22 protein-coding genes and 1 tRNA gene are annotated in these 21,912 nt (G+C 61.2%); all 23 read right to left on the bottom strand.

Annotation, left to right across the window (positions count from 1 at the left end):
- Nucleotides 1–133: 133 nt before the first annotated feature.
- The 23 genes from B0B13_RS18425 to rpsO all read right to left on the bottom strand — a co-directional run bounded on the left by B0B13_RS18425 (nt 134) and on the right by rpsO (nt 21,856).
- Nucleotides 134–286 (bottom strand): hypothetical protein, encoded by a 153-nt coding sequence (locus B0B13_RS18425; RefSeq protein ID WP_212667360.1) that lies wholly within the window; start codon nt 284–286, stop codon nt 134–136.
- Between the two features lie 129 nt (nt 287–415).
- Complete coding sequence (locus B0B13_RS08955) at nt 416–1,006, bottom strand: NUDIX domain-containing protein (protein WP_076795822.1); 591 nt, start codon at nt 1,004–1,006, stop codon at nt 416–418.
- 27 nt (nt 1,007–1,033) lie between these two features.
- Nucleotides 1,034–1,348 carry a DUF2818 family protein gene (locus B0B13_RS08960; RefSeq protein ID WP_076786448.1) on the bottom strand — a complete coding sequence of 105 codons (315 nt, stop codon included), beginning with the start codon at nt 1,346–1,348 and terminating at the stop codon, nt 1,034–1,036.
- 14 nt (nt 1,349–1,362) lie between these two features.
- A complete protein-coding gene (gene nuoN, locus B0B13_RS08965; RefSeq protein WP_076795824.1) occupies nt 1,363–2,835 on the bottom strand; it encodes an NADH-quinone oxidoreductase subunit NuoN in 1,473 nt (490 codons plus the stop codon).
- 18 nt (nt 2,836–2,853) lie between these two features.
- Nucleotides 2,854–4,350: an NADH-quinone oxidoreductase subunit M gene (locus B0B13_RS08970; RefSeq protein ID WP_076795826.1), complete on the bottom strand. Its 1,497-nt coding sequence runs from the start codon at nt 4,348–4,350 to the stop codon at nt 2,854–2,856.
- Between the two features lie 13 nt (nt 4,351–4,363).
- Nucleotides 4,364–6,406, bottom strand: a complete 2,043-nt coding sequence (nuoL, locus tag B0B13_RS08975) for an NADH-quinone oxidoreductase subunit L (RefSeq protein WP_076795829.1) — start codon at nt 6,404–6,406, stop codon at nt 4,364–4,366.
- 20 nt (nt 6,407–6,426) lie between these two features.
- Nucleotides 6,427–6,732 (bottom strand): NADH-quinone oxidoreductase subunit NuoK, encoded by a 306-nt coding sequence (nuoK, locus tag B0B13_RS08980; protein ID WP_041753724.1) that lies wholly within the window; start codon nt 6,730–6,732, stop codon nt 6,427–6,429.
- 22 nt (nt 6,733–6,754) lie between these two features.
- Complete coding sequence (locus tag B0B13_RS08985) at nt 6,755–7,447, bottom strand: NADH-quinone oxidoreductase subunit J (RefSeq protein WP_076795832.1); 693 nt, start codon at nt 7,445–7,447, stop codon at nt 6,755–6,757.
- A 67-nt stretch (nt 7,448–7,514) separates the two neighbouring features.
- Nucleotides 7,515–8,003 (bottom strand): NADH-quinone oxidoreductase subunit NuoI, encoded by a 489-nt coding sequence (gene nuoI / locus B0B13_RS17940; protein WP_076786439.1) that lies wholly within the window; start codon nt 8,001–8,003, stop codon nt 7,515–7,517.
- Nucleotides 8,004–8,012: 9 nt separating this feature from the next.
- Nucleotides 8,013–9,077 (bottom strand): NADH-quinone oxidoreductase subunit NuoH, encoded by a 1,065-nt coding sequence (gene nuoH / locus B0B13_RS08990; RefSeq protein ID WP_139337384.1) that lies wholly within the window; start codon nt 9,075–9,077, stop codon nt 8,013–8,015.
- A complete protein-coding gene (gene nuoG / locus B0B13_RS08995) occupies nt 9,078–11,408 on the bottom strand; it encodes an NADH-quinone oxidoreductase subunit NuoG (RefSeq protein WP_076795835.1) in 2,331 nt (776 codons plus the stop codon). It abuts the gene before it with no gap.
- 71 nt (nt 11,409–11,479) lie between these two features.
- Nucleotides 11,480–12,805, bottom strand: a complete 1,326-nt coding sequence (gene nuoF / locus B0B13_RS09000; protein WP_076795837.1) for an NADH-quinone oxidoreductase subunit NuoF — start codon at nt 12,803–12,805, stop codon at nt 11,480–11,482.
- Nucleotides 12,802–13,278 (bottom strand): NADH-quinone oxidoreductase subunit NuoE, encoded by a 477-nt coding sequence (gene nuoE / locus B0B13_RS09005; RefSeq protein ID WP_076786431.1) that lies wholly within the window; start codon nt 13,276–13,278, stop codon nt 12,802–12,804. Before nuoE ends, nuoF begins: the two co-directional genes overlap by 4 nt.
- Before the next feature lie 121 nt (nt 13,279–13,399).
- Nucleotides 13,400–14,653, bottom strand: coding sequence for an NADH-quinone oxidoreductase subunit D (locus tag B0B13_RS09010; protein WP_076786429.1), 1,254 nt, complete (start codon nt 14,651–14,653; stop codon nt 13,400–13,402).
- Between the two features lie 83 nt (nt 14,654–14,736).
- Nucleotides 14,737–15,339 carry an NADH-quinone oxidoreductase subunit C gene (locus B0B13_RS09015; RefSeq protein ID WP_076786427.1) on the bottom strand — a complete coding sequence of 201 codons (603 nt, stop codon included), beginning with the start codon at nt 15,337–15,339 and terminating at the stop codon, nt 14,737–14,739.
- 15 nt (nt 15,340–15,354) lie between these two features.
- Nucleotides 15,355–15,834, bottom strand: a complete 480-nt coding sequence (locus B0B13_RS09020) for a NuoB/complex I 20 kDa subunit family protein (protein WP_076786425.1) — start codon at nt 15,832–15,834, stop codon at nt 15,355–15,357.
- 59 nt (nt 15,835–15,893) lie between these two features.
- Nucleotides 15,894–16,253: an NADH-quinone oxidoreductase subunit A gene (locus B0B13_RS09025; protein WP_076786423.1), complete on the bottom strand. Its 360-nt coding sequence runs from the start codon at nt 16,251–16,253 to the stop codon at nt 15,894–15,896.
- Nucleotides 16,254–16,419: 166 nt separating this feature from the next.
- Nucleotides 16,420–16,504: transfer RNA gene (locus B0B13_RS09030), tRNA-Leu, on the bottom strand.
- Between the two features lie 163 nt (nt 16,505–16,667).
- Complete coding sequence (gene secG / locus B0B13_RS09035) at nt 16,668–17,063, bottom strand: preprotein translocase subunit SecG (RefSeq protein WP_076797242.1); 396 nt, start codon at nt 17,061–17,063, stop codon at nt 16,668–16,670.
- Nucleotides 17,064–17,068: 5 nt separating this feature from the next.
- Entirely contained in the window at nt 17,069–17,860 is a 792-nt protein-coding gene (tpiA, locus tag B0B13_RS09040) for a triose-phosphate isomerase (RefSeq protein ID WP_076795840.1), read from the bottom strand.
- A 105-nt stretch (nt 17,861–17,965) separates the two neighbouring features.
- Complete coding sequence (locus B0B13_RS09045) at nt 17,966–18,970, bottom strand: NAD(P)H-quinone oxidoreductase (protein WP_076795843.1); 1,005 nt, start codon at nt 18,968–18,970, stop codon at nt 17,966–17,968.
- A 157-nt stretch (nt 18,971–19,127) separates the two neighbouring features.
- Entirely contained in the window at nt 19,128–21,311 is a 2,184-nt protein-coding gene (pnp, locus tag B0B13_RS09050) for a polyribonucleotide nucleotidyltransferase (protein WP_235090698.1), read from the bottom strand.
- Between the two features lie 275 nt (nt 21,312–21,586).
- Nucleotides 21,587–21,856: a 30S ribosomal protein S15 gene (rpsO, locus tag B0B13_RS09055; RefSeq protein WP_076795848.1), complete on the bottom strand. Its 270-nt coding sequence runs from the start codon at nt 21,854–21,856 to the stop codon at nt 21,587–21,589.
- Nucleotides 21,857–21,912 lie beyond the last annotated feature (56 nt).

Consider the following 21,912-nt stretch of genomic DNA (forward strand, 5'->3'; position numbering starts at 1 on the left):
ATCCACCTCGTCAATGCAATGATTTTGCGCTAGGTTGACGTAGCAATACATCCATAACAGCTGTATATCATCGGTTCGAATCTGACACAATACCGATTTGCCGTGCACGAGATCGCTTCAAGTCCGTGCGCATCTAGTGGTAGGGTGTCGGGAGCAAGTGCAGCTGCGTGTCCACTTCATCGACGATCAGTGCGTAGCCGGCAAGCGTCGCGCTTGATGTCCAGCGCTGTAGGATCTCGCGGATGCAAATATTGTCGTCTACCGTCCCCACACCCGAGAGTGTCACCCGCACAAATGCTGGGCGGTCGTAAAGACGTCTGTGTCGGGGCCCTCAACGGGCTGGCAGCTCAATTCAACCTTATCTAATGGGGCGCGATCCGCTGCGAGCGCAGCGCTTGGATCGGCTACGCCGGCATCAGACTACCTGCGCGGTATTTTCCGGCCAAGCGCCAGACAAAATTTTTTCAAGCCAAAACGCACCAATGATCGTCTTGACATCGCTAACGTCCCCGCGCCGAATCCACTCGTGCAATATGGCCGGTTCGACGACAATCGTTTCCAAAAACTCACCATCGTCCAGCGCGCGCTCACCTTCAGTCAGCCCACGCGCCAAGTACAGGTCGATAAACTCGGTCGAATACGAAATGACCGGGTGGATGCGGGTCAAGTAGACGAACTCGTTCGCGCGATAGCCGGTTTCCTCGCGCAGTTCGCGTTGAGCACATGCGAGCACCCCTTCCTGCGGATCGAGCTTGCCGGCCGGGAACTCAACCATCACACGGCCAAGTGGATAACGATACTGGCGCTCCATCAGCACGCGACCGTCATCCAACAGCGGCAATACCATCACCGCACCGGGATGCTCAACGAACTCACGCGTGGCCGACTTGCCGTCCGGCAACCGCACGATGTCACGCTTGAGCGTCAGGAAATGGCCGTCATATAGCGTCTGGCCGTCGAGACGGGTCTCGACCAGATGAGCGTCGTCTGTCGGAATGCGTGTCATGTCGCCCCTTTTTGAGCGGTCGCCGATTCACGCGGCGCGCCGCTTGACGAGATACTGGAAAACGAAGCCGGGAAACGCAAGCACGACAAACAGGCTGAACGTAATCGCGTAAAACTGCCACTCTTGCTCAAAGCGATTGCCGGCCCGTGCCTCGAGCGCGAAGCCGAGCAGTCCCGTGACAAAGTAAAGCACAATCAATTCAGCGATCCGCCACCAGGCGCTCTTGCGTGCGCCCGGCGCGGCGCCGGGTACTGGCAGTATCGCCAGCAACCGCTGGTTGACGAACGGCAGGTTCGCGCCGAGCAGCGCGACCAGGACGATGAACCAGCCAGAGGGCGACATCGTGGCAACCGCCGTTACAGCGACAGTGTCTGGCGCACCGCCTGCAAGCAACTCGACATCAGCGGTCCGGGAACGATGCCAAGCAGCAGCACCGCGAGACCGTTGAGCGCGAGCAGTGCGCGATTGCCACCGTAGGCGGTAATCGGCGTCGCGTCAACTGGTTCGTCAAAGTACATCAGCTTGACGATGCGCAGATAGTAGAACGCCCCAAACAGCGACGTGACGACCGCGAGCACCGCCAGCCACGTCAGGTTCGCATTCACCGCGGCCTCGAGCACCGCAAATTTCGCATAGAAGCCGACCGTCGGCGGGATACCCGCCAACGAAAACATCATCACCAACATCACGAACGCGAACACTGGGCTGCGCTTGTTCAAGCCCTTGAAGTCGTCCAACGTGTCGGCCTCAAAATCGCGGCGCGCAAGCAGCATCAAGATACCGAACGAGCCCAGCGTCGTCAGCAGATACGTGACGCTGTAAAACACCGCGGATCCGTACGCGCTCGCCGCACCACTCGCTTTGCCGTCGACGACACCGGACAGCAGGCCGAGCAGCACGAAGCCCATGTTCGAGATTGCCGAGTAAGCGAGCATTCGCTTCACGTTGCGTTGCACGATACCGGTGATGTTGCCCACGATCAACGACAGCGCGGCCAAAATCACCAGCATCGCCTGCCAATCGACCGCCAACGGCAGTAGTCCCATCACCAGGAAACGCAGCCCCCACGCGAAGGCCGCGACCTTCGGGCCGCCGCCAGTGAGCAACGTCATCGCGGTCGGCGCGCCATGATAGACGTCGGGTACCCACATGTGGAAAGGCACGGCCCCCATCTTGAACGCGATGCCGGCAACGATAAAGACTACACCGAACAGCAGCACCGCATAGTTGATACGGCCCGATGCAATCGCAGTGAACACGTCATGCAGCTCGAGCGAGCCGGTCGCGCCGTACATCATCGAGATGCCGTACAGCAGGAAGCCGGACGCCAGCGCCCCGAGCACGTAGTACTTCATCGCCGCTTCGTTGGACTGCGGCACGTCACGACGCAGCGCGATGATTGCGTACAACGATAGCGACATCAGTTCCAATCCCAGGTACAGCGTCAGGAAATTGTTGCCCGACACCATCACTAGCTGTCCAAGCAGCGAGAACAGCGCCAACAGATAGAAGTCGCCGCGGAACAGGTCGCGTTCCTCGAGGTACTTACGCGAATAGATCAGCGACACCGCAAAACCGAGCGAGAGGAACGACTTCATCAAGCTCGCGAACGGGTCGACCACATACATGTTCGAGAAGTAGTAGTGCGGATGCGGATCGGTCGCGATCACCGCATACCAGAGCGCGGCGATCAGGCCGGACACGACCGCGATCACATAGGTCAGGCCGCGGCCCTTCTTGCCGGTGATGATGTCGTTCAGCCATGCAACGACGGTCACGATCATCAGGAATGCATCGGGCAATAGGGCGTTGAGAGGAGCGTTTTGCATAATGTTTTCAATCCTCCCTTACTGCGGCGTCGCCGGCAGCTTCGACTGCGCGACATGGGAGAGCAGGTTAATCACCGATTCGTGCATCACATCCGTGAACGGCTTCGGAAAGATGCCCATGTACAGCACGAGCAACGCTAGCACCATCAACATCCAGAACTCGCGGCGACTCAAGTCGACGAGCTTCGCGACATGGTCGTTGGCGACCGCGCCGAAATAAACGCGTTTAAACATCCACAGCGTGTACGCGGCGCCCAGAATCAACGTGATCGCCGCGAGTAATCCAATCCAGAAATTGAACTTCACGGCCGCCAGGATCACCATGAATTCGCCGACGAACCCAGATGTGCCCGGCAACCCGCAGTTAGCCATCGAGAACAGCATCGCGAGCGCCGCGAACTTGGGCATTGTGTTGACGACGCCGCCGTAGTCGGCAATCTGGCGCGAATGCACGCGGTCATACAGCACGCCGATGCACAGAAACATCGCACCCGACACGAAACCGTGCGAGATCATCTGCACGATGGCACCTTCGACGCCGAGCTGGCTGAACAGGAAGAAGCCGAGCGTGACAAAGCCCATATGCGCGATCGACGAATACGCGACTAGCTTCTTCATATCGGCCTGCACCAGAGCGACGAAGCCGATATAGATTACGGCAACGAGCGACAGCGTGATCACGACCGGCGCCAGCAAGTGGCTCGCATCCGGCGCGATCGGCAGCGAGAAGCGCAGGAAGCCGTATGCGCCCAGCTTCAGCATGATCGCCGCCAGCACGACCGAGCCACCGGTCGGTGCCTCAACGTGCGCGTCGGGCAACCACGTGTGCACCGGCCACATCGGCACCTTCACTGCGAACGCGAGGAAGAACGCGACGAACAACAGCACCTGCGGCGTCATGCCGAGCGGCAGCGCATGCCAAGCTGACAACTCGAACGATTGCGACTGCGTGTACAGGTAGATCAATGCAACCAGCATCAGCAACGAGCCGGCCAGCGTGTACAGGAAAAATTTGAACGCCGCATACACGCGGTTTGGGCCGCCCCAGACGCCGATGATCAGATACATTGGGATCAGCGTCGCCTCGAAGAACACATAGAACAGCATCCCGTCGGCCGCCGAAAACACGCCCACCATCAGACCTGACAAGATCAGGAAGGCGGCCATGTACTGCGCCACGCGGTCCGTGATCACCTCCCATCCGGCGATCACAACGATGACCGTGATGAATGCGGTCAGCACAACGAACCACATCGACAGCCCATCGACGCCGAGGTGGTACGTGATGTTGAAACGTTCGATCCACGGCGCGACTTCGACAAACTGCAGCGCTGACGTACTTGCGTCGAAGCCGCTGATCAACGGCAGTGTGACGACGAAGCTGATCACCGAGCCGATCAGCGCAGTCCAGCGCGCGACACCCGGTGTCTTGTCTGAGCCGACCGCAAGGACGGCGATACCGAACGCGATCGGCAGCCAGATCGCGAAAGTCAAAACGGGGAAATGAGCGTGCATACCTGTCCTCGCGTTATTTATTCAGCGTAACGAACAGGGTCAGCAACCCCAACATGCCGATAATCATGGCGAACGCGTAGTGGTAGATGTAACCGGTTTGCAGAAAGCGGACCACGCCGGCAAACTTCGCGACTACGCGCGCGCTGCCGTTGACTAGACCGTCGATCACGACGACATCACCCTCCTTCCAGAGCCCTTTGCCGAATGTCACCGCACCCTTGGCGAACACAACGTCGTTGATCTTGTCCATGTAGTACTTGTTGTCCAGCAGCGTATAAATGCCCGAGAAACGCTGACGAATCGCCGCCGGGATGTCAGGCCGCTTCAGGTACAGGAACCAGGCGACGATGACACCGGCCAGCGCGAGCCAAATCGGCAAGCCCGAGACCGAATGCAACCCCATCGCCATCCAGCCATGGAACGCCTCGGCCATCTCACGCAGCGCCTCGTGATGCTCGCTGACGTAAACAACCTTGTCGAACACGACGCCGTGCGAGAAGAAGTCGCCGAAAATCATCGGGCCAACCGCGATCGCACCGATCACGACGGACGGGATCGCAAGCAGCACCAGCGGCAGCGTAACCACCCATGACGTCTCGTGCGGCTCGTGCACGCCATGCCCATGATGCGCACCGTGGTCGTGCCCATCGTCATCGTGATGCACGTTGCGGAAGCGCTCCGGACCGTGGAACACCATGAAAACCATCCGGAACGAGTACAACGCGGTCACGAACACACTGGCGGTCACCGCGAAATACGCGAATCCCGAACCCGGCAAGTGCGACAACTTGACCGCCTCGATGATCGAGTCCTTCGAATAGAAGCCGGAGAAGAACGGCGTGCCGATCAGCGCAAGCGAGCCGACCAGCGATGTGATCCACGTGATCGGCATATACTTGCGCAGCCCACCCATGTTGCGCATGTCCTGGTCATGATGCATGCCGATGATCACCGAACCGGCGCCCAGGAACAGCAGCGCCTTGAAGAACGCGTGCGTCATTAGGTGGAATACCGCAACCGAGTAAGCGGAGGCGCCGAGCGCCACGGTCATGTAGCCGAGCTGGGACAGCGTCGAGTACGCAACGACCCGCTTGATATCGTTCTGCACGATACCGAGGAAGCCCATGAACAGCGCAGTGATCGCGCCAATCACCATCACGAACGACAGCGCAGCGTCGGACAACTCGAACAGCGGCGACATCCGCGTGACCATGAAGATACCCGCGGTCACCATTGTAGCGGCGTGGATCAGCGCGGAGATCGGCGTCGGGCCTTCCATCGAGTCAGGCAGCCACACGTGCAGCGGGAACTGCGCGGACTTGCCCATCGCGCCGATGAACAAGCAGATGCAAGTCACCGTGATCAGCTGCCAGTGCGTGCCTGGCAGCACGCCTGCGCTGGTCAGTGCGTCGCGATGTGCGAAGACATCGCCATAGTTCAACGAGCCGACATACGCGAGCACCAGGCCGATGCCGAGCAGAAAGCCAAAGTCGCCGACGCGGTTCACGAGGAACGCCTTCAGGTTTGCGTAGATCGCCGTCGGACGCGTGTACCAGAAGCCGATCAGCAGGTAGGACACCAGCCCGACCGCTTCCCACCCGAAAAATAGTTGCAGGAAGTTGTTGCTCATCACGAGCATCAACATCGAGAACGTGAACAGCGAGATGTACGAGAAAAAGCGCTGATAGCCCGGGTCCTCCGCCATGTAGCCGATCGTGTAGATGTGCACCATCAGCGACACGAAGGTGACCACGCACATCATCATCGCGGTCAGCGAATCGACCAGGAAACCAATTTCGAGCTTCAAGCTGCCCTGTCCCGGTACGAGACTTGGCAGCGTCGCCCATTCGTAAATCGTGCCATTGAAGCTGGCGCCATCGAGCACGTCGAGGAACACCAGCACGGAGATCACGAATGCAATCGCCACGCCGAGGATCGTCACGCGATGCGCGTTGTGGCGGCCGATGGTCTTGCCGAACAGGCCGGCGATCAGCGAGCCGGCCAGGGGCGCTAGCGGGACCGCCAGCAGCAGGTTAGGATTGAGTATCGTTGCCATAACAGTCAGGGCCTTTTTTCTTAACCCTTGAGCCGGTCGAGATCCTCGACGTTGATCGTATCGAGGCTGCGGAACAATGTGACTAGGATCGCGAGGCCGATCGCCGCTTCGGCCGCGGCCACGGTCAGCACGAAGAACACGAAGATCTGGCCGTGCGCGTCGCCGAGATAATGCGAGAACGCGACGAAATTGGTGTTCACCGCGAGCAGCATCAACTCGATCGCCATCAGGATGATGATCACGTTGCGGCGGTTCAGGAAGATCCCAACGATCGAGATCGCAAACAGGATCGCGCCGAGCACGAGGTAATGAGCGAGGCTCAACATAGTTCTTTTCTCCTTGTCCCGGTCAGCGGGTACTGCCGACCGCGCCAGCACCGGTGTTGCCCGGCGTCGCGGGCTGCGTCGATGCGTCCGGCGCCTGCTTCTCGGCAGCCATTCGTACCAGCCGCACACGATCCTCGCGTCGCACCCGTACCTGCTCGCTGACGCGCTGGCGCTTCACGTCCTTGCCGTCACGGATCGTCAACGCGATCGCCGCGACGATCGCGACTAGCAGCACGAGGCCCGCGACCTCGAATGCGAAGATGTAGTCGCTGTAGATGATCCGGCCAATCAGGCGGGTGTTCGACAGCGCGCCCCCGGCTCCAGCTGCTTGCATCGTCTGCGCGGCGTCATGCACCGGCGAGACGGTCGCGCCGTAACCGTGCCAGAGGATCAGCGCGGTCTCGATCACGATGATCGCGCCGACAATCGTCGCCATCGGCACGAAGCGGCGGAAGTCGCGCCGCAACACGTCGAGGTTGATGTCCAGCATCATCACGACGAACAGGAACAGCACCATCACCGCGCCGACGTAGACGAGCACCAACAGGATCGCGAGGAACTCGGCCTCGAGCAGCATCCAAATCGCCGCGGCGTTGAAGAACGCGAGCACCAAAAACAGCGCCGAGCTCACCGGGTTGCGCGCGGTGATCACCTTGAGCCCTGACACGGTCATGAGCAGCGCGAAGAGGTAGAAGAGGACGGTCGTGAATTCCATGTTTACCGGATCATCGTTAGGCGTGTCGTTGTCGTATCATGCGTCGGGGCAACCAGCCCCATGACGCTCACCGGTACGGTGCGTCGGCCGCCTTTGCCGCCGCAATCTGGGCTTCGTAGCGATCGCCGACCGCCAGCAGCATGTCCTTCGTGAAATACAGGTCGCCGCGCTTCTCGCCGTGATACTCGAGGATCTGCGTCTCGACGATCGAATCGACTGGGCAGCTCTCTTCGCAGAAGCCGCAGAAGATGCACTTGGTGAGGTCGATGTCGTAACGCGTCGTGCGGCGCGTGTTGTCGGCGCGCACTTCCGATTCGATCGTGATCGCTAACGCCGGACAGACCGCCTCGCACAGCTTACACGCGATGCAGCGCTCTTCGCCGTTCTCATAGCGGCGCAGCGCATGCAGCCCGCGAAAGCGCGGCGAAACCGGCGTCTTTTCCTCGGGGAACTGCACAGTAATCTTGCGCTGGAACGCATACCGTCCAGTCAGCGCAAGCCCCTTGAGCAGCTCGGTCAGAAAGAATGTTTTGAAAAAATTCTGAATTGCGTTCATGGCAACACCTTATTTCCAGATGTTCAGCGGCGACATGATCCAGAAACCGACCACGACCAGCCACACGACACATACTGGAATGAAGATCTTCCAGCCCAGGCGCATGATCTGGTCGTAGCGGTAACGCGGGAACGTCGCACGGGCCCAGATGAACACCGACAGCAGGAAAAACACTTTGAGCACCAGCCAGACGATGCCCGGGATGAACGACAGGAACTCGAACGGCGCGCTCCAGCCACCGAGGAACAGCGTCGCGGCGAGCGCCGAGATCACGATCATATTGATGTACTCGGCGAGGAAGAACAGCGCGAACGCCATCCCCGAGTAGTCGATCATGTGCCCAGCAACGATTTCTGACTCCCCTTCGACGACGTCGAACGGGTGCCGGTTGGTTTCGGCGATGCCGGAAATGAAGTAGACGACGAACATCGGCAGCAGCGGCAGCCAGTTCCACGACAGGAAATTTAGGCCGAGCCCGGCGAACAACCCGCGCTGTTGCGAGTGCACGATATCGGAGAGGTTCAGGCTGCCCGACGTCATCAGCACGACGACCAGCGCGAAGCCCATCGCGATTTCATACGACACCATCTGCGCAGCCGCGCGCATCGCGCCAAGGAACGCGTACTTCGAATTCGATGCCCAGCCGGCGAGGATCACGCCGTACACGCCGAGCGAGGAAATCGCCATCGCATACAGCAAACCAGCGTTGATGTCGCCGAGCACCGCCTCAGCCTGAAATGGAATCACCGCCCAGACGCCAAACGCCGGCACTACAACCATGATCGGCGCAACGAGGTAGATCCACTTGGTCGCCTGCGCCGGCTGAATCACTTCCTTGAGCAACAGCTTGACCACGTCGGCGATCGGCTGCAACAGCCCCTTCGGCCCGACGCGGTTCGGTCCGAGCCGCACGTGCATCCAACCAATCAGCTTGCGCTCCCACAGAATCAGATAGGCGACGCACAGCAGGATCGCGACCGACACGACGAGTATACGCACTAACGCCCATACGGTCGGCCACGCGACGCCCAGCAGTTGGCTGCCGGTTGCATTGATCGTTTCGAACACGCCCATTTAAGCCTTCTCCACCAGCAGATCACCAAACAGGCTGCCAAGTTCAGCGGCGGCGGACGTCGCCGCCGGCACGCGCACCACCGCGTCATGCAGCTTCGCATCACGCAGCGCCGGCAGCGTCACCGATGCCTCGCCCTGTCGCACGCGTACCGCGTCCCCTTCCTTCAGTCCAAGTTGGTCAAACAGCGCGGCGGGCAACGACACGCGCAGCGCCGCCTTCGCGGCCCCGGTCAGATGCAGTGACGGTGCACGGCGAACCAGCGGGTCGGCATCGTAGATCGGCACGTCGGCAATCCGCTCGAATGCGCCGGCCGCGCGCGTCGAGGCGCCGCGCGCCAGCGGCGCATGCGTCGCGTTCGATAGACGGGCCTGCACGTCCACGCCTTCCAACGCCGCAGTGGCCACTTCCTCGGCACTCGTGTAATCGAAATTCGGCAGCCCAAGTAGGTTACCCAACACGCGCAACACCTTCCAGCCCGGTCGGGACTCACCCAGCGGGCGTACGACACCCGTGAACGGTTGCACCGTGCCCTGCGCGTTGACAAACGTACCAGCCGTCTCGGTGAACGGTGCAATCGGTAGCAGCACGTCCGCGTAGTCGGCGCCGGTCTTGAACGACGACAGCGCGACGACCATGTCGGCCTGCGCGAGCGCCGCGCGGGCCTGCCGCGGATTCGCGACGTCGAACTCCGGCTCGACGTTGAACAGCACATACGCGCGGCACGGCGACGCAAATGCCTGCGCAGCGTCAGCACCGCCTTCGCCGGGCAGCGCGCCAACCAGATGCGCGCCGACGGTGTTGGCCGCCTCCGGCAGCAAGCCGAGCGTCGCGCCACTCGTCTGCGCGATCCACTGTGCCATCGCATGCAGCTTCGCGAATTCGGGATGGTTCACCGCGCTCGTGCCCAGCAGAATCACGCGCTGCTCGCCGTTCGACAGCGACGCGGCGATGTCCTTCGCAGCAACGTCCGGCTGCACACCGCCGAGCTCGGCCGGCAACGCTGCGCCACGGATCTCGGCCACTGCGGCAGCCACGCCGGCCAGCGCGTCGACCCAAGCCGACGGTGCCGCGACGATTTTGTGCGCGACATTGATTAGCGAATCATCGGCGCTCGCATGCAACAAGCTCACCTTGGCACCACTGCTGGCGGCCTGGCGCAGCCGTGCCGCCAGCAGCGGATGATCGCGGCGCAGGAACGAGCCGATCACAAACGCGGAATCGACGCTGGACAGCGTCGCGATCGGCATGCCGATCCACGGTGCGCCCTGCAGCGACGCGGAAAAATCGCTTTGGCGCAGCCGGAAATCCAGATTCGCGCTACCCAGCGCACGCGTCAGCGTCTTGAGCAGAAACAATTCTTCGAGCGTGCTATGCGGGCTAGCGAGCGTAGCGATTGCGTTCGCGCCATGCTCGGCCTTGATGTTCTTCAAGCCGTTCGCGACGTAGTTCAGTGCGATTTCCCAGTCAACCTCGCACCACTTGCCGTCCTGCTTTAGCATCGGCTGCGTCAGCCGCTCCGCGCTATTCAGCGCCTCGTATGAAAAGCGATCCTTGTCCGAAATCCAGCACTCATTGATCGCCTCGTTTTCCAGCGGCAGCACACGCATCACCCGATTGTTCTTCACCTGCACGATCAGGTTCGCACCGACCGAGTCGTGCGGGCTGACCGAGCGGCGACGCGACAATTCCCACGTCCGCGCACTGTAACGGAATGGCTTGCTGGTCAGCGCACCCACCGGACATAGGTCGATCATGTTGCCCGACAACTCGGAGTCAACCGTGTTGCCGACGAACGTCGTGATCTCCGAGTGCTCGCCGCGGCCCAGCATGCCGAGCTCCATGATCCCGGCCACTTCCTGGCCGAAGCGCACGCAGCGCGTGCAGTGGATGCAGCGCGTCATTTCTTCCATCGAGATCAGCGGCCCGACGTTCTTGTGGAACACGACGCGCTTCTCTTCTGAATACCGCGACGCGGACTTACCGTAGCCGACCGCCAGATCTTGCAGCTGGCATTCGCCGCCCTGGTCGCAGATCGGACAATCCAGCGGGTGGTTAATCAGCAGGAACTCCATCACGGACTGCTGCGCCTTCACCGCCTTGTCCGACGTCGTGCGCACGACCATGCCGGCGGACACCGGCGTCGCGCATGCCGGCACGGCCTTCGGCATCTTCTCAACCTCGACCAGGCACATCCGGCAGTTCGCCGCGATCGACAGCTTCTTGTGATAGCAGAAGTGAGGAATGTACGTATCGACCTTGTGCGCAGCCTGGATCACCATGCTGCCTTCCGGCACCTCGACCTTCTTGCCGTCTATTTCAAGTTCAACCATGATGGTGAAGGGTCCCTAACCTAATCCTGTGCACCCGCTCACGGCGGGCCGTGGCGACTTGCGGCGCCCGCTCACGCGGTCGCGGCGAGCGCTGTATCGCGTGGTATGCTGCCTTGCGTCGGAACGAGACAATGCTTGTGCTCGACGTGATATTCGAATTCGTTCCAGAAATGCTTCAACATGCCGCGCACCGGCATCGCCGCTGCGTCGCCCAACGCGCAGATCGTGCGGCCCATGATGTTCTGCGCAACCGAGTTCAGCAGGTCCAGGTCTTCCTGGCGCCCCTGGCCATGCTCGATCCGGTGCACGACCCGATACAGCCAGCCGGTGCCCTCGCGGCACGGCGTGCACTGCCCGCACGACTCCTCGTAGTAGAAGTACGACAGACGCAGCAGCGAGCGCACCATGCAGCGCGTATCGTTCATCACAATCACCGCGCCGGAACCGAGCATCGAGCCGGCCTTCGCGATCGAGTCGTAGTCCAAGTCGGTCTGCATCATCTGTTCGCCTGGCACCACCGGCGCCGATGAGCCGCCCGGGATCACCGCCTTGATCTTGCCGCGCACGCCGCCGGCCAGCTCCATCAACTTTGCGAACGGCGTGCCGAGCGGCACTTCATAATTGCCCGGCAGGTTCACGTCGCCGGACACCGAGAAGATCTTCGTGCCGCCGTTGTTCGGCTTACCCAACTCTAGGTACTGCTGCGGACCGATCGCCAGCAAGAACGGCACCGCCGCGAACGTCTCGGTGTTGTTGATTGTCGTCGGCTTGCCGAACGCGCCATAGCTGGCCGGGAACGGCGGCTTGAAGCGCGGCTGTCCCTTCTTGCCCTCGAGCGACTCGAGCAGCGCGGTTTCCTCGCCGCAAATATAGGCGCCATAGCCGTGGTGCGCATGCAACTCGAACGAGAACCCACTGCCCAGGATGTTATGACCGAGATAGCCGGCAGCACGCGCCTCGTCCAGCGCCTGCTCGAAGCGCTCATAGACTTCCCAGATCTCGCCGTGAATGTAGTTGTAGCCGACGGTAATACCCATCGCGTACGCGCCGATCGCCATGCCCTCGATCAATGCGTGCGGATTCCAGCGCAGGATGTCGCGGTCCTTGAATGTGCCGGGCTCGCCCTCGTCGGAGTTGCACACCAGGTACTTCTGCCCGGGGAACTGACGTGGCATAAAACTCCACTTGAGTCCCGTCGGGAACCCTGCGCCGCCACGGCCGCGCAGGCCAGACGCCTTCACGTCCGCGATCACCTGCTCCGGCGCAATCTTCTGCTCGAGAATGCGACGCAGTTGCTGGTAGCCCCCACGCGCGACGTAGTCCTGCAAATGCCAGTTCTCGCCGTTTAGGCCCGCGAGAATCAGCGGATTAATATGCCGATCGTGCAAAGACGTCATTTGGACAGCTCCTCGAGCAACTGGTCGATCTTCTCGCGGCTCATGAAGCTGCACATCCGATGGTTGTTCAGCAACACCACCGGCGCATCGCCACAGGCGCCGAAGCACTCGCCTTCTTTCAGCGTGAACTTGCCGTCCGGCGTCGTCTCGCCAAAATCGATTCCCAGCTTCTGCTTCAGATATTCCGCGGTCTCTTCTGCACCGCCCAGTTGGCACGGCAGGTTCGTGCACAGCGTGATCTTATGTTGACCGACTGGCGCAGTCTCATACATGGTGTAAAACGTCGCGACTTCCTGCACCGCGATGGCCGGCATCTTTAGATAGTCGGCGACGAATTGCATCAGCTCCGGCGACAGCCAGCCCTGCTCTCGCTGCGCAATCGCAAGCGCCGCCATCACGGCGGACTGCTGGTGACCGGCGGGGTACTTCGCCACCGCGCGATCGATTTCCTTGAGGCCTTCAGCTGAGATCATTTCCAGACACGACTCATTCAATGCTTACCGAACGAAAACCTGCCGGCGAACCGCTACCGGCAGACCTGACGCTCCTTGATACGACAGCATCGCGCCACGCGCGATGCGCCAAGCGGTGACACTATCGGTCAACCTCGCCGAACACGATGTCCTGTGTCCCGATGATCGTGACCGCGTCGGCGATCATGTGACCACGCGCCATCTCGTCGAGCGCGGACAAATGCGCGTAGCCGGGCGCGCGGATCTTCAGCCGGTACGGCTTGTTCGCGCCGTCCGACACCAGATAGATACCAAACTCGCCCTTCGGGTGCTCGACGGCGACGTACGCTTCGCCCTCGGGAACATGCATGCCTTCTGTGAAGAGCTTGAAATGGTGGATCAGCTCTTCCATGTTCGACTTCATGTTTAGCCGCGACGGCGGCGCGACCTTGTGATTGTCGACCATCACCGGGCCCGGATTCTTACGCAGCCATGCAATACACTGTTTAATGATCCGGTTTGACTGGCGCATCTCCTCGATGCGCACGAGATATCGATCATAGCAGTCGCCGCCCGCGCCGACCGGAATGTCGAAATCAAGCTGGTCATACACTTCGTACGGCTGCTTTTTGCGCAAGTCCCATTCAACACCCGAACCGCGCAGCATCGGTCCAGTCATGCCCAGTTGCAGCGCACGCTCCGGCGTGACGACACCGATGCCGACCAACCGCTGCTTCCAGATCCGATTGTCGGTCAGTAGCGTCTCGTACTCATCGACGCAGCCAGGGAAGCGATTCGTGAAGTCTTCGATGAAATCGAGCAGCGAACCCTGGCGGTTCTCGTTGAGCCGAGCGAGCGCCTTTTCGTTGCGAATCTTCGAGGCCTTGTATTGCGGCATCGCGTCTGGCAGATCGCGGTAGACGCCACCTGGCCGATAGTATGCCGCGTGCATGCGCGCGCCGGACACCGCCTCGTAGACGTCCATCAAATCCTCGCGCTCGCGGAACGCGTACAGGAACACCGCCATCGCGCCGACGTCCAGTGCGTGGGCGCCGATCCACATCAAGTGATTCAGGATCCGCGTGATCTCGTCAAACATCACGCGGATGTACTGGGCCCGGACCGGCACGTCAATACCGACGAGCTTCTCGATCGCCATCACGTACGCGTGCTCGTTGGCCATCATCGATACGTAGTCGAGGCGGTCCATGTACGGCACCGACTGGAGGAACGTCTTGTGCTCGGCGAGCTTTTCGGTCGCGCGATGCAGCAAACCGATGTGCGGATCGGCACGCTGGATCACCTCGCCGTCCAACTCGAGCACGAGGCGCAGCACGCCGTGCGCTGCCGGATGCTGGGGACCGAAGTTCAGCGTGTAGTTCTTGATGTCAGCCATGTTCGCGGGCTTGCTAGAAATTCAATGACTCGCACGGACCGCATGCGCTCGCGCAAACGGTCCGCAGCCGGCCGGGCTGGCGCTCAGTGCTTGAGGCCGCCATAGCGTTCTTCGCGAATCACGCGCGGCGTGATCTCGCGCGGCTCGATCGTGACAGGTTGGTAGACAACGCGCTTTTCTTGCGCGTCGTAGCGCATCTCGACATAGCCGGACAGCGGGAAATCCTTGCGGAACGGGTGGCCGATGAAACCGTAGTCGGTCAGGATCCGACGCAAATCGGGATGACCTTCGAACACGATCCCGTACAGATCAAACGCCTCGCGCTCGTACCAGTTCACCGAATTCCACACGTCGATCAGCGACGGCAGAATCGGCACATCGTCGTCCGGCGCGAAGACCCGCAAACGCAGTCGCCAGTTGTGGCGGATCGACAGCAGGTGCGACACCGCGGCAAAGCGAGGACCGTCGTATCCGCCATCGCCATACGTCGAATAATCGACGCCGCACAAGTCGCTCAATTGCTCGAAGCCAAGCGCCGGGTCATCGCGCAGCCGCGTCGCGACGTCGATCAGATCGCTAGCGGCGACGACGATCGTCAATTGCCCGAGTGACTCCGTCGCGCTTTTCAGCTTGTCGCCGAGCGCCTTATTGAGGTTCGCCCTCAGGATCTCGAGTTTGCTTGCCATGTGGGGAACTCCGCGTTACGACCGGGCGATGGTGTTAGTACGACGAATCTTCGCCTGCAACTGGATCACGCCGTAGACCAGCGCCTCGGCGGTCGGCGGGCAGCCGGGCACGTACACGTCGACCGGCACGATCCGGTCACATCCGCGCACGACTGAGTACGAGTAGTGATAGTAGCCGCCACCATTCGCGCATGAGCCCATCGAGATCACCCAGCGCGGCTCGGCCATCTGATCATAGACCTTGCGCAGCGCAGGCGCCATCTTGTTGCACAGCGTACCGGCCACGATCATGACATCGGACTGACGCGGACTCGGTCGGAACACAACACCGAAACGGTCCAGGTCATAGCGTGCGGCGCCGGCATGCATCATCTCAACCGCGCAGCAGGCGAGCCCGAACGTCATCGGCCACAGCGAACCGGTCCGCGTCCAGTTGATCAGCTTGTCAGCCGTCGTGGTGACAAAGCCTTCCTTCAAGACCCCTTCGATACTCATTGCTTTTGACTCCAGACGGGCGGCAAGCCTTGCACCCGACATTCAAGCGTGATTGGCGTTCATTCCCAGTTCAGGCCACCCCGTTTCCAGATATAGGCGAAGCCCAGCAGGAACTCGAGCAGGAAGATCATCATCGCGATGAAGCCCGGCCAACCGATGTCGCGCAACGCAACGCCCCAAGGGAACAGAAAGGCCGTTTCCAAATCAAAAATGATGAAGAGAATGGCAACCAGGTAGTAGCGCACGTCGAACTTCATGCGCGCGTCTTCGAACGCCTCGAAACCACACTCGTACGGGGAATTCTTGTCGCTGTCCGGCTTGTTCGGACCCAAGAGCTTGCCGATACCGACTAAAGCAATCCCCAAACCGAGGCCTACGAGAAGAAACAGCAGGACGGGGAAATAGGCAGCGAGGTTCAAAACTATCCTCTATCGGTTGGTTCAAGGTGCCGGCCGGCCCGACCGCTCCGACCAGGATACTGCGCGGATGCGTCACTTCGAAGCCGCAGCACCGTGACGGAAACAGCGCTTAAAAAAATAAATGCCAGCCGAAGCGTAAATGCAAGCGGCTGGCATTGGATAACGTTGGTGCCGACGATGAGACTCGAACTCATACGGCTTGCGCCACTACCCCCTCAAGATAGCGTGTCTACCAATTTCACCACGTCGGCACTGTTTGCAATCCGGGAGGTGACTCGGAGCGTTAACCCTTCGTTACCACTGTTACCGCGAATCGCTTCAAGATTTAAATTGTAACTTGGTTAGGTCGTTTGTTCAACGCACAAACACGTTTTTCTGCATACCGCAGGAAACATAGTTTTGCCAACTTTCGCGTTATTTCGGCACATCTTGCCCCGGCGTGGACGCAGCCTCAGACGACGCTGCGCTGCCCGGCGCTGCAATACCAGAAGCCGGTCCCGAACCCGCCGCTGCCGGCGCGCTTGCCGCCAAGGGCACCGCACCGCCCAACAAGCCGCCGCCGGTCTTCGGACGGTAGCTACCCAGCGCGGTCAGCGCGAGCGTGCTGACGAAGAACACGGTGGCGAGGACCGCCGTGGTACGCGACAGGAAATTGGCCGAACCGCTGGCGCCGAACAGGCTGCCCGACGCTCCGCTGCCGAATGCCGCGCCCATGTCGGCGCCCTTGCCATGCTGCAGTAAAACGAGCCCGATCACGCCGAGCGCCGACAGCACCTGCACCACGATAATCAACGTCTTCAAGAACAACATTTGCATCACCTAGAATGAGCCGGATTCCCGGCAAGTGCCGCGGCTGCCGCCGCGCCGATCGCAAGGAAATCGGTCGCCGACAACGATGCGCCACCAATCAGGCCGCCGTCGATATCCGCCTGCGAAAACAATTCCTGTGCATTGCCCGGCTTCACGCTGCCGCCATACAGCAGGGGTACCTGCCCTCCCCCTTTGGCCGTGAGCTGCGCCCGCAACGCGGCATGGACCTGCTGCGCCTGCTGCGCCGTCGCGCTCTGACCGGTACCAATGGCCCAAACCGGCTCGTATGCCACAATCAGTCGCGCCACGTCGGCCTCGTCCAGCACGTCGAGTACCGCTGCAAGCTGCGCACGCACCACGCTGTCGGTCTGCCCGGCCTGCCGCTCATCCAGCGTTTCGCCGACACAAACGATCGGCGTGATACCAGCCTCGAGTGCGCGCTGCGTCTTAGCCGCTACCCACTCCGACGATTCCGCATGCAACGCGCGGCGCTCCGAGTGACCAACGATCGCCAATGTCGCGCCAAACTCGGCGACCATCGGAGCGGCGACCTCACCCGTATACGCGCCCTGCGTGTGCGCGGACACATCCTGCGCGCCATACGCGATTGGCGTGCCGGCAAGACGCGCCTGGACCTGCGCGAGATACGGATGCGGCACACACACGCCGAGTCGCACTTGCGGCCCGAGTGTCGCCACGCGTTGCACAAGCGCGTGCAGCAGCGCATCATTGTCGGCGACGCGGCCGTGCATCTTCCAGTTTCCGACTACCAGCTTTGATCGTTGTTGCTTCGACATGGGTCTCGTGGATCTGTGACGCGCAGGCGTCAGTCAATAAGCAAAAGCCGTGCACAAACGTGCAATTCTACTGTGCAGCACGAGTCGCGGTCAAACCGGCATGGCTCACCAGGTCAGCACGATTTTCCCGATGTGCTCCCCCCTCTCCATCATCGCGTGCGCCGCGGCCGCCTGCTCGGCCGGAAACACCTGGTAGATCACCGGCTTGATCGCGCCCTGCTCGATTAGCGGCCACACCCGCTCGTGCAATTGTGCGGCGATGGCGGCTTTGAACGCCACCGGCCGCGGCCGCAGCATCGAGCCGGTTAACGTCAAGCGCCGGCGCAATACCTCGCCCAAGTTGATCTGCGCGTTGGCACCACCGAGCAATGCGATCAGCACAATGCGGCCACCTTCGGCCAACGCACTCAATTCGCGGCCTACATAGGAGCCGCCCACCATATCCAAGATCACGTCGACACCGCGGTCATGGGTCAGCGACTTGACGACGGCGACAAAGTCCTCGGTCTTGTAGTTGATCGCGCGCTCAGCGCCCAGCGCTTCGCACGCGGCGCACTTCTGTGCGTTGCCAGCCGTGGCGAACACCCGATGACCCAGCGCATGCGCGAGCTGGATCGCGGTCACACCGATACCACTGGAGCCGCCCTGTACCAGCAGCGTCTCGTCGGGACCGCGCTCGCCTGCACCCAGCCGAGCGCGATCGAACACATTGCTCCAGACGGTAAAAAACGTCTCGGGCAACGACGCGGCCTGCACGTCCGATAAGCCCGCTGGCACGGGCAGGCACTGCGCGAGCGGTGCGCTTGCATACTCGGCGTATCCACCGCCTTGCACCAGCGCGCACACGCGTTGCCCGCGCGTCAGGCCAAACGGATTATTCGCACCGCCGAGGTCGCCATCGACGATTTCGCCAGCGATTTCCAGGCCGGGAATGTCCGACGCGCCCGGCGGCACGGGATAATTGCCGGTGCGCTGGAAAACGTCCGGGCGGTTCACTCCGGCTGCCGCAACCTTGATCAGCACTTCGCCGGGCTTGAGTTCCGGCATCGGGCGCTCACCAGGTTTCAATACGTCGGGGGCGCCGTATTCGGTAATCTCGATCGCTTTCATGCGGAACTTTTTGCGTGGTCGTCAGGTTGACGACGATGATAAAGAAAAACGGCCGGCAGTGCGCGAAGCACTCCGGCCGTGCGAATCGGATGCGGCGCGGCGGCGCCACCACGCGCGATCTTGTCAGACCCGCGTGGTGACCGCCGCCCTGGGCGCGTTATTCCTGCTCCGCCGGCGGCGTCGCAGGCGGCATCACTGGCGTTGCAGGCGGTGTTATGGGCGGCGTGGCCGGCACCTCGTTGAGCAGCGCCTTCGCAGACAACCGTACTCGACCCTTCTCGTCGGTCTGGATCACCTTGACCTTCACCTGCTGGCCTTCCTTCAGGTAGTCGTTGATGTCCTTGATCCGCTCGTTTGCGATCTCAGAAATATGCAACAGGCCATCGCGCCCCGGCAAGATGTTCACGATCGCGCCGAAATCCAGCAGCTTCAGTATCGCGCCCTCATAGATCTGGCCGACCTCCACTTCCGCCGTGATGTTCTCGATGCGCTTCTTCGCCTCGGCCATGCCCTCGGAGCTTGTGCTCGCGATGGTCACGATACCGTCGTCGGAGATGTCGATCGTCGTGCTGGTTTCCTCCGTCAGCGCCCGGATCACCGAGCCCCCCTTGCCGATCACATCGCGAATCTTTTCCGGATTGATCTTCATCGTGATCATCCGCGGCGCGAACTGCGACAGCTGCGTGTTCGTCGACGGCACGGCCGAGGTCATCTTATCCAGGATGTGCAAGCGGCCTTCCTTCGCTTGCGCGAGGGCAACCTGCATGATTTCCTTCGTGATGCCCTGGATTTTGATATCCATCTGCAGTGCGGTCACGCCCTGCGCGGTACCCGCCACCTTGAAGTCCATGTCGCCCAGGTGGTCCTCGTCGCCTAGGATGTCGGTCAGCACCGCGAACTTGTTGCCTTCCAGGATCAGCCCCATCGCGATGCCCGCCACGTGCGCCTTCATCGGCACACCCGCGTCCATCAGCGCCAGACAGCCGCCGCACACGGACGCCATTGACGATGAGCCGTTCGACTCGGTAATCTCAGATACCACACGAATCGTGTAGCCGAACTCATCATCGCCCGGCAGGCACGCGACGAGCGAGCGCTTGGCGAGCCGGCCGTGACCGATCTCGCGGCGCTTCGGCGAGCCGACACGACCCGTTTCGCCGGTCGCGAACGGCGGCATGTTGTAGTGCAGCATGAAACGCTCGCGATATTCGCCTTCGATCGCGTCAATGATCTGCTCGTCGCCCTTCGTGCCAAGCGTGGCCACCACCAGCGCCTGCGTCTCGCCCCGGGTGAACAGCGCCGAGCCGTGCGCGCGCGGCAACACGCCGGTTCGGATTTCGATCGGACGCACGGTGCGCGTGTCGCGCCCGTCGATACGCGGCTCGCCGTTCAGGATCTGACTGCGCACGATCTTCGCCTCGAGATCGAACAGGATATTGCCAACCGTCGCGGCATCGACGATGGCCGTCCCGGCTGCCACGGCTTGTTCGGCCAGCTTGGCCGTGACCGCCGCATACACCTCCTTCAGCTTGGCCGAGCGCTGCTGTTTCTGCCGGATCTGGTATGCCGCCTGCAACTCGGCGAGCGCCAACTCTGTCACGCGCGCAATCAACGCTTCGTCCTTCGGCGCCGGCTGCCAATCCCATTCAGGCTTGCCGCCTTCCTTAACGAGGTCGTGGATCGCGTCGATCGCCACCTGCATCTGCTCATGACCGAACACGACCGCGCCAAGCATCACCTCCTCCGGCAACTGGTCTGCTTCGGACTCGACCATCAGCACCGCGCGCTCGGTACCGGCGACCACCAGGTCCAACTTCGATGCCTTGGACTGCGAGCGGGTCGGATTGAGCACGAATTGATTGTCGATATAGGCGACGCGCGCTGCGCCGATCGGCCCATTGAACGGAATACCGGAGATCGCCAACGCTGCCGATGCACCGATCATCGACGGGATGTCCGCCGGAATGTCCGGGTTGATTGACAGCACATGGATCACGACCTGCACTTCGTTGTAGAAGCCTTCCGGAAACAGCGGACGCAGTGGGCGGTCGATCAGCCGCGAGATCAATGTCTCGCCCTCGGAAGGACGGCCTTCGCGACGGAAGAAGCCGCCCGGGATCTTGCCGGCCGCATACGTCTTCTCGATGTAGTCGACGGTCAGCGGGAAAAAGTCCTGGCCCGGCTTAGCCGCCTTGGCCGCCACCACCGTTGCCAGCACGACGGTGTCCTCGACATCGACAATCACCGCACCGCTTGCCTGACGAGCGATCTCGCCCGTTTCGAGCCGCACGTTGTGCTGACCCCATTTAAATTCTTTGACGATTTTATTGAACATTTTCACTCCTTCGAGACGCCGCGCCTATGCGCGGCCGGTCCATCGACCGTTCCTCAACCGTTGCCAGCCGCTCGAAACAGGGAAGTGTTATGCCATTCCAGCGCGACAGCAGTACCGCTGCCGCGCTGGAATGACACAAAACCCCGCCTCGTTTGCCGGACGGTCGCACGCGCACGTGCGGAACGCATCACACCGGAAACGCTAAAAATAAAATGCCTGCATCAGCATGCTGACGCAGGCATCTTTTGCATGTAGCAGGCAGAAGTCTGCCATCGAGCCGCTTACTTGCGCAGACCCAGCTTCTGGATCAACGCACGATAGCGGTCAGCATCCTTGGCCTTCAGGTAGTCGAGCAGCTTGCGGCGGCGGCTCACCATGCGCAGCAGACCACGACGGCTGTGGTGATCCTTCATGTGAGCCTTAAAGTGCACCGTCAATTCGTTGATACGGCTCGTGAGCAACGCGACCTGCACTTCCGGGGAACCGGTGTCATTCATACCGCGCGCGAATTGCGCGACGACTTCCGATTTGTTGATATTCGCTACAGACATGATTTCCTTTATTGATCAACAGGCGGTCACGGAAGAAAGGCCGTGCCGTGGGCTTA

The sequence above is a fragment of the Burkholderia sp. b14 genome (assembly GCF_900156195.1).
Lineage (GTDB): Bacteria > Pseudomonadota > Gammaproteobacteria > Burkholderiales > Burkholderiaceae > Mycetohabitans.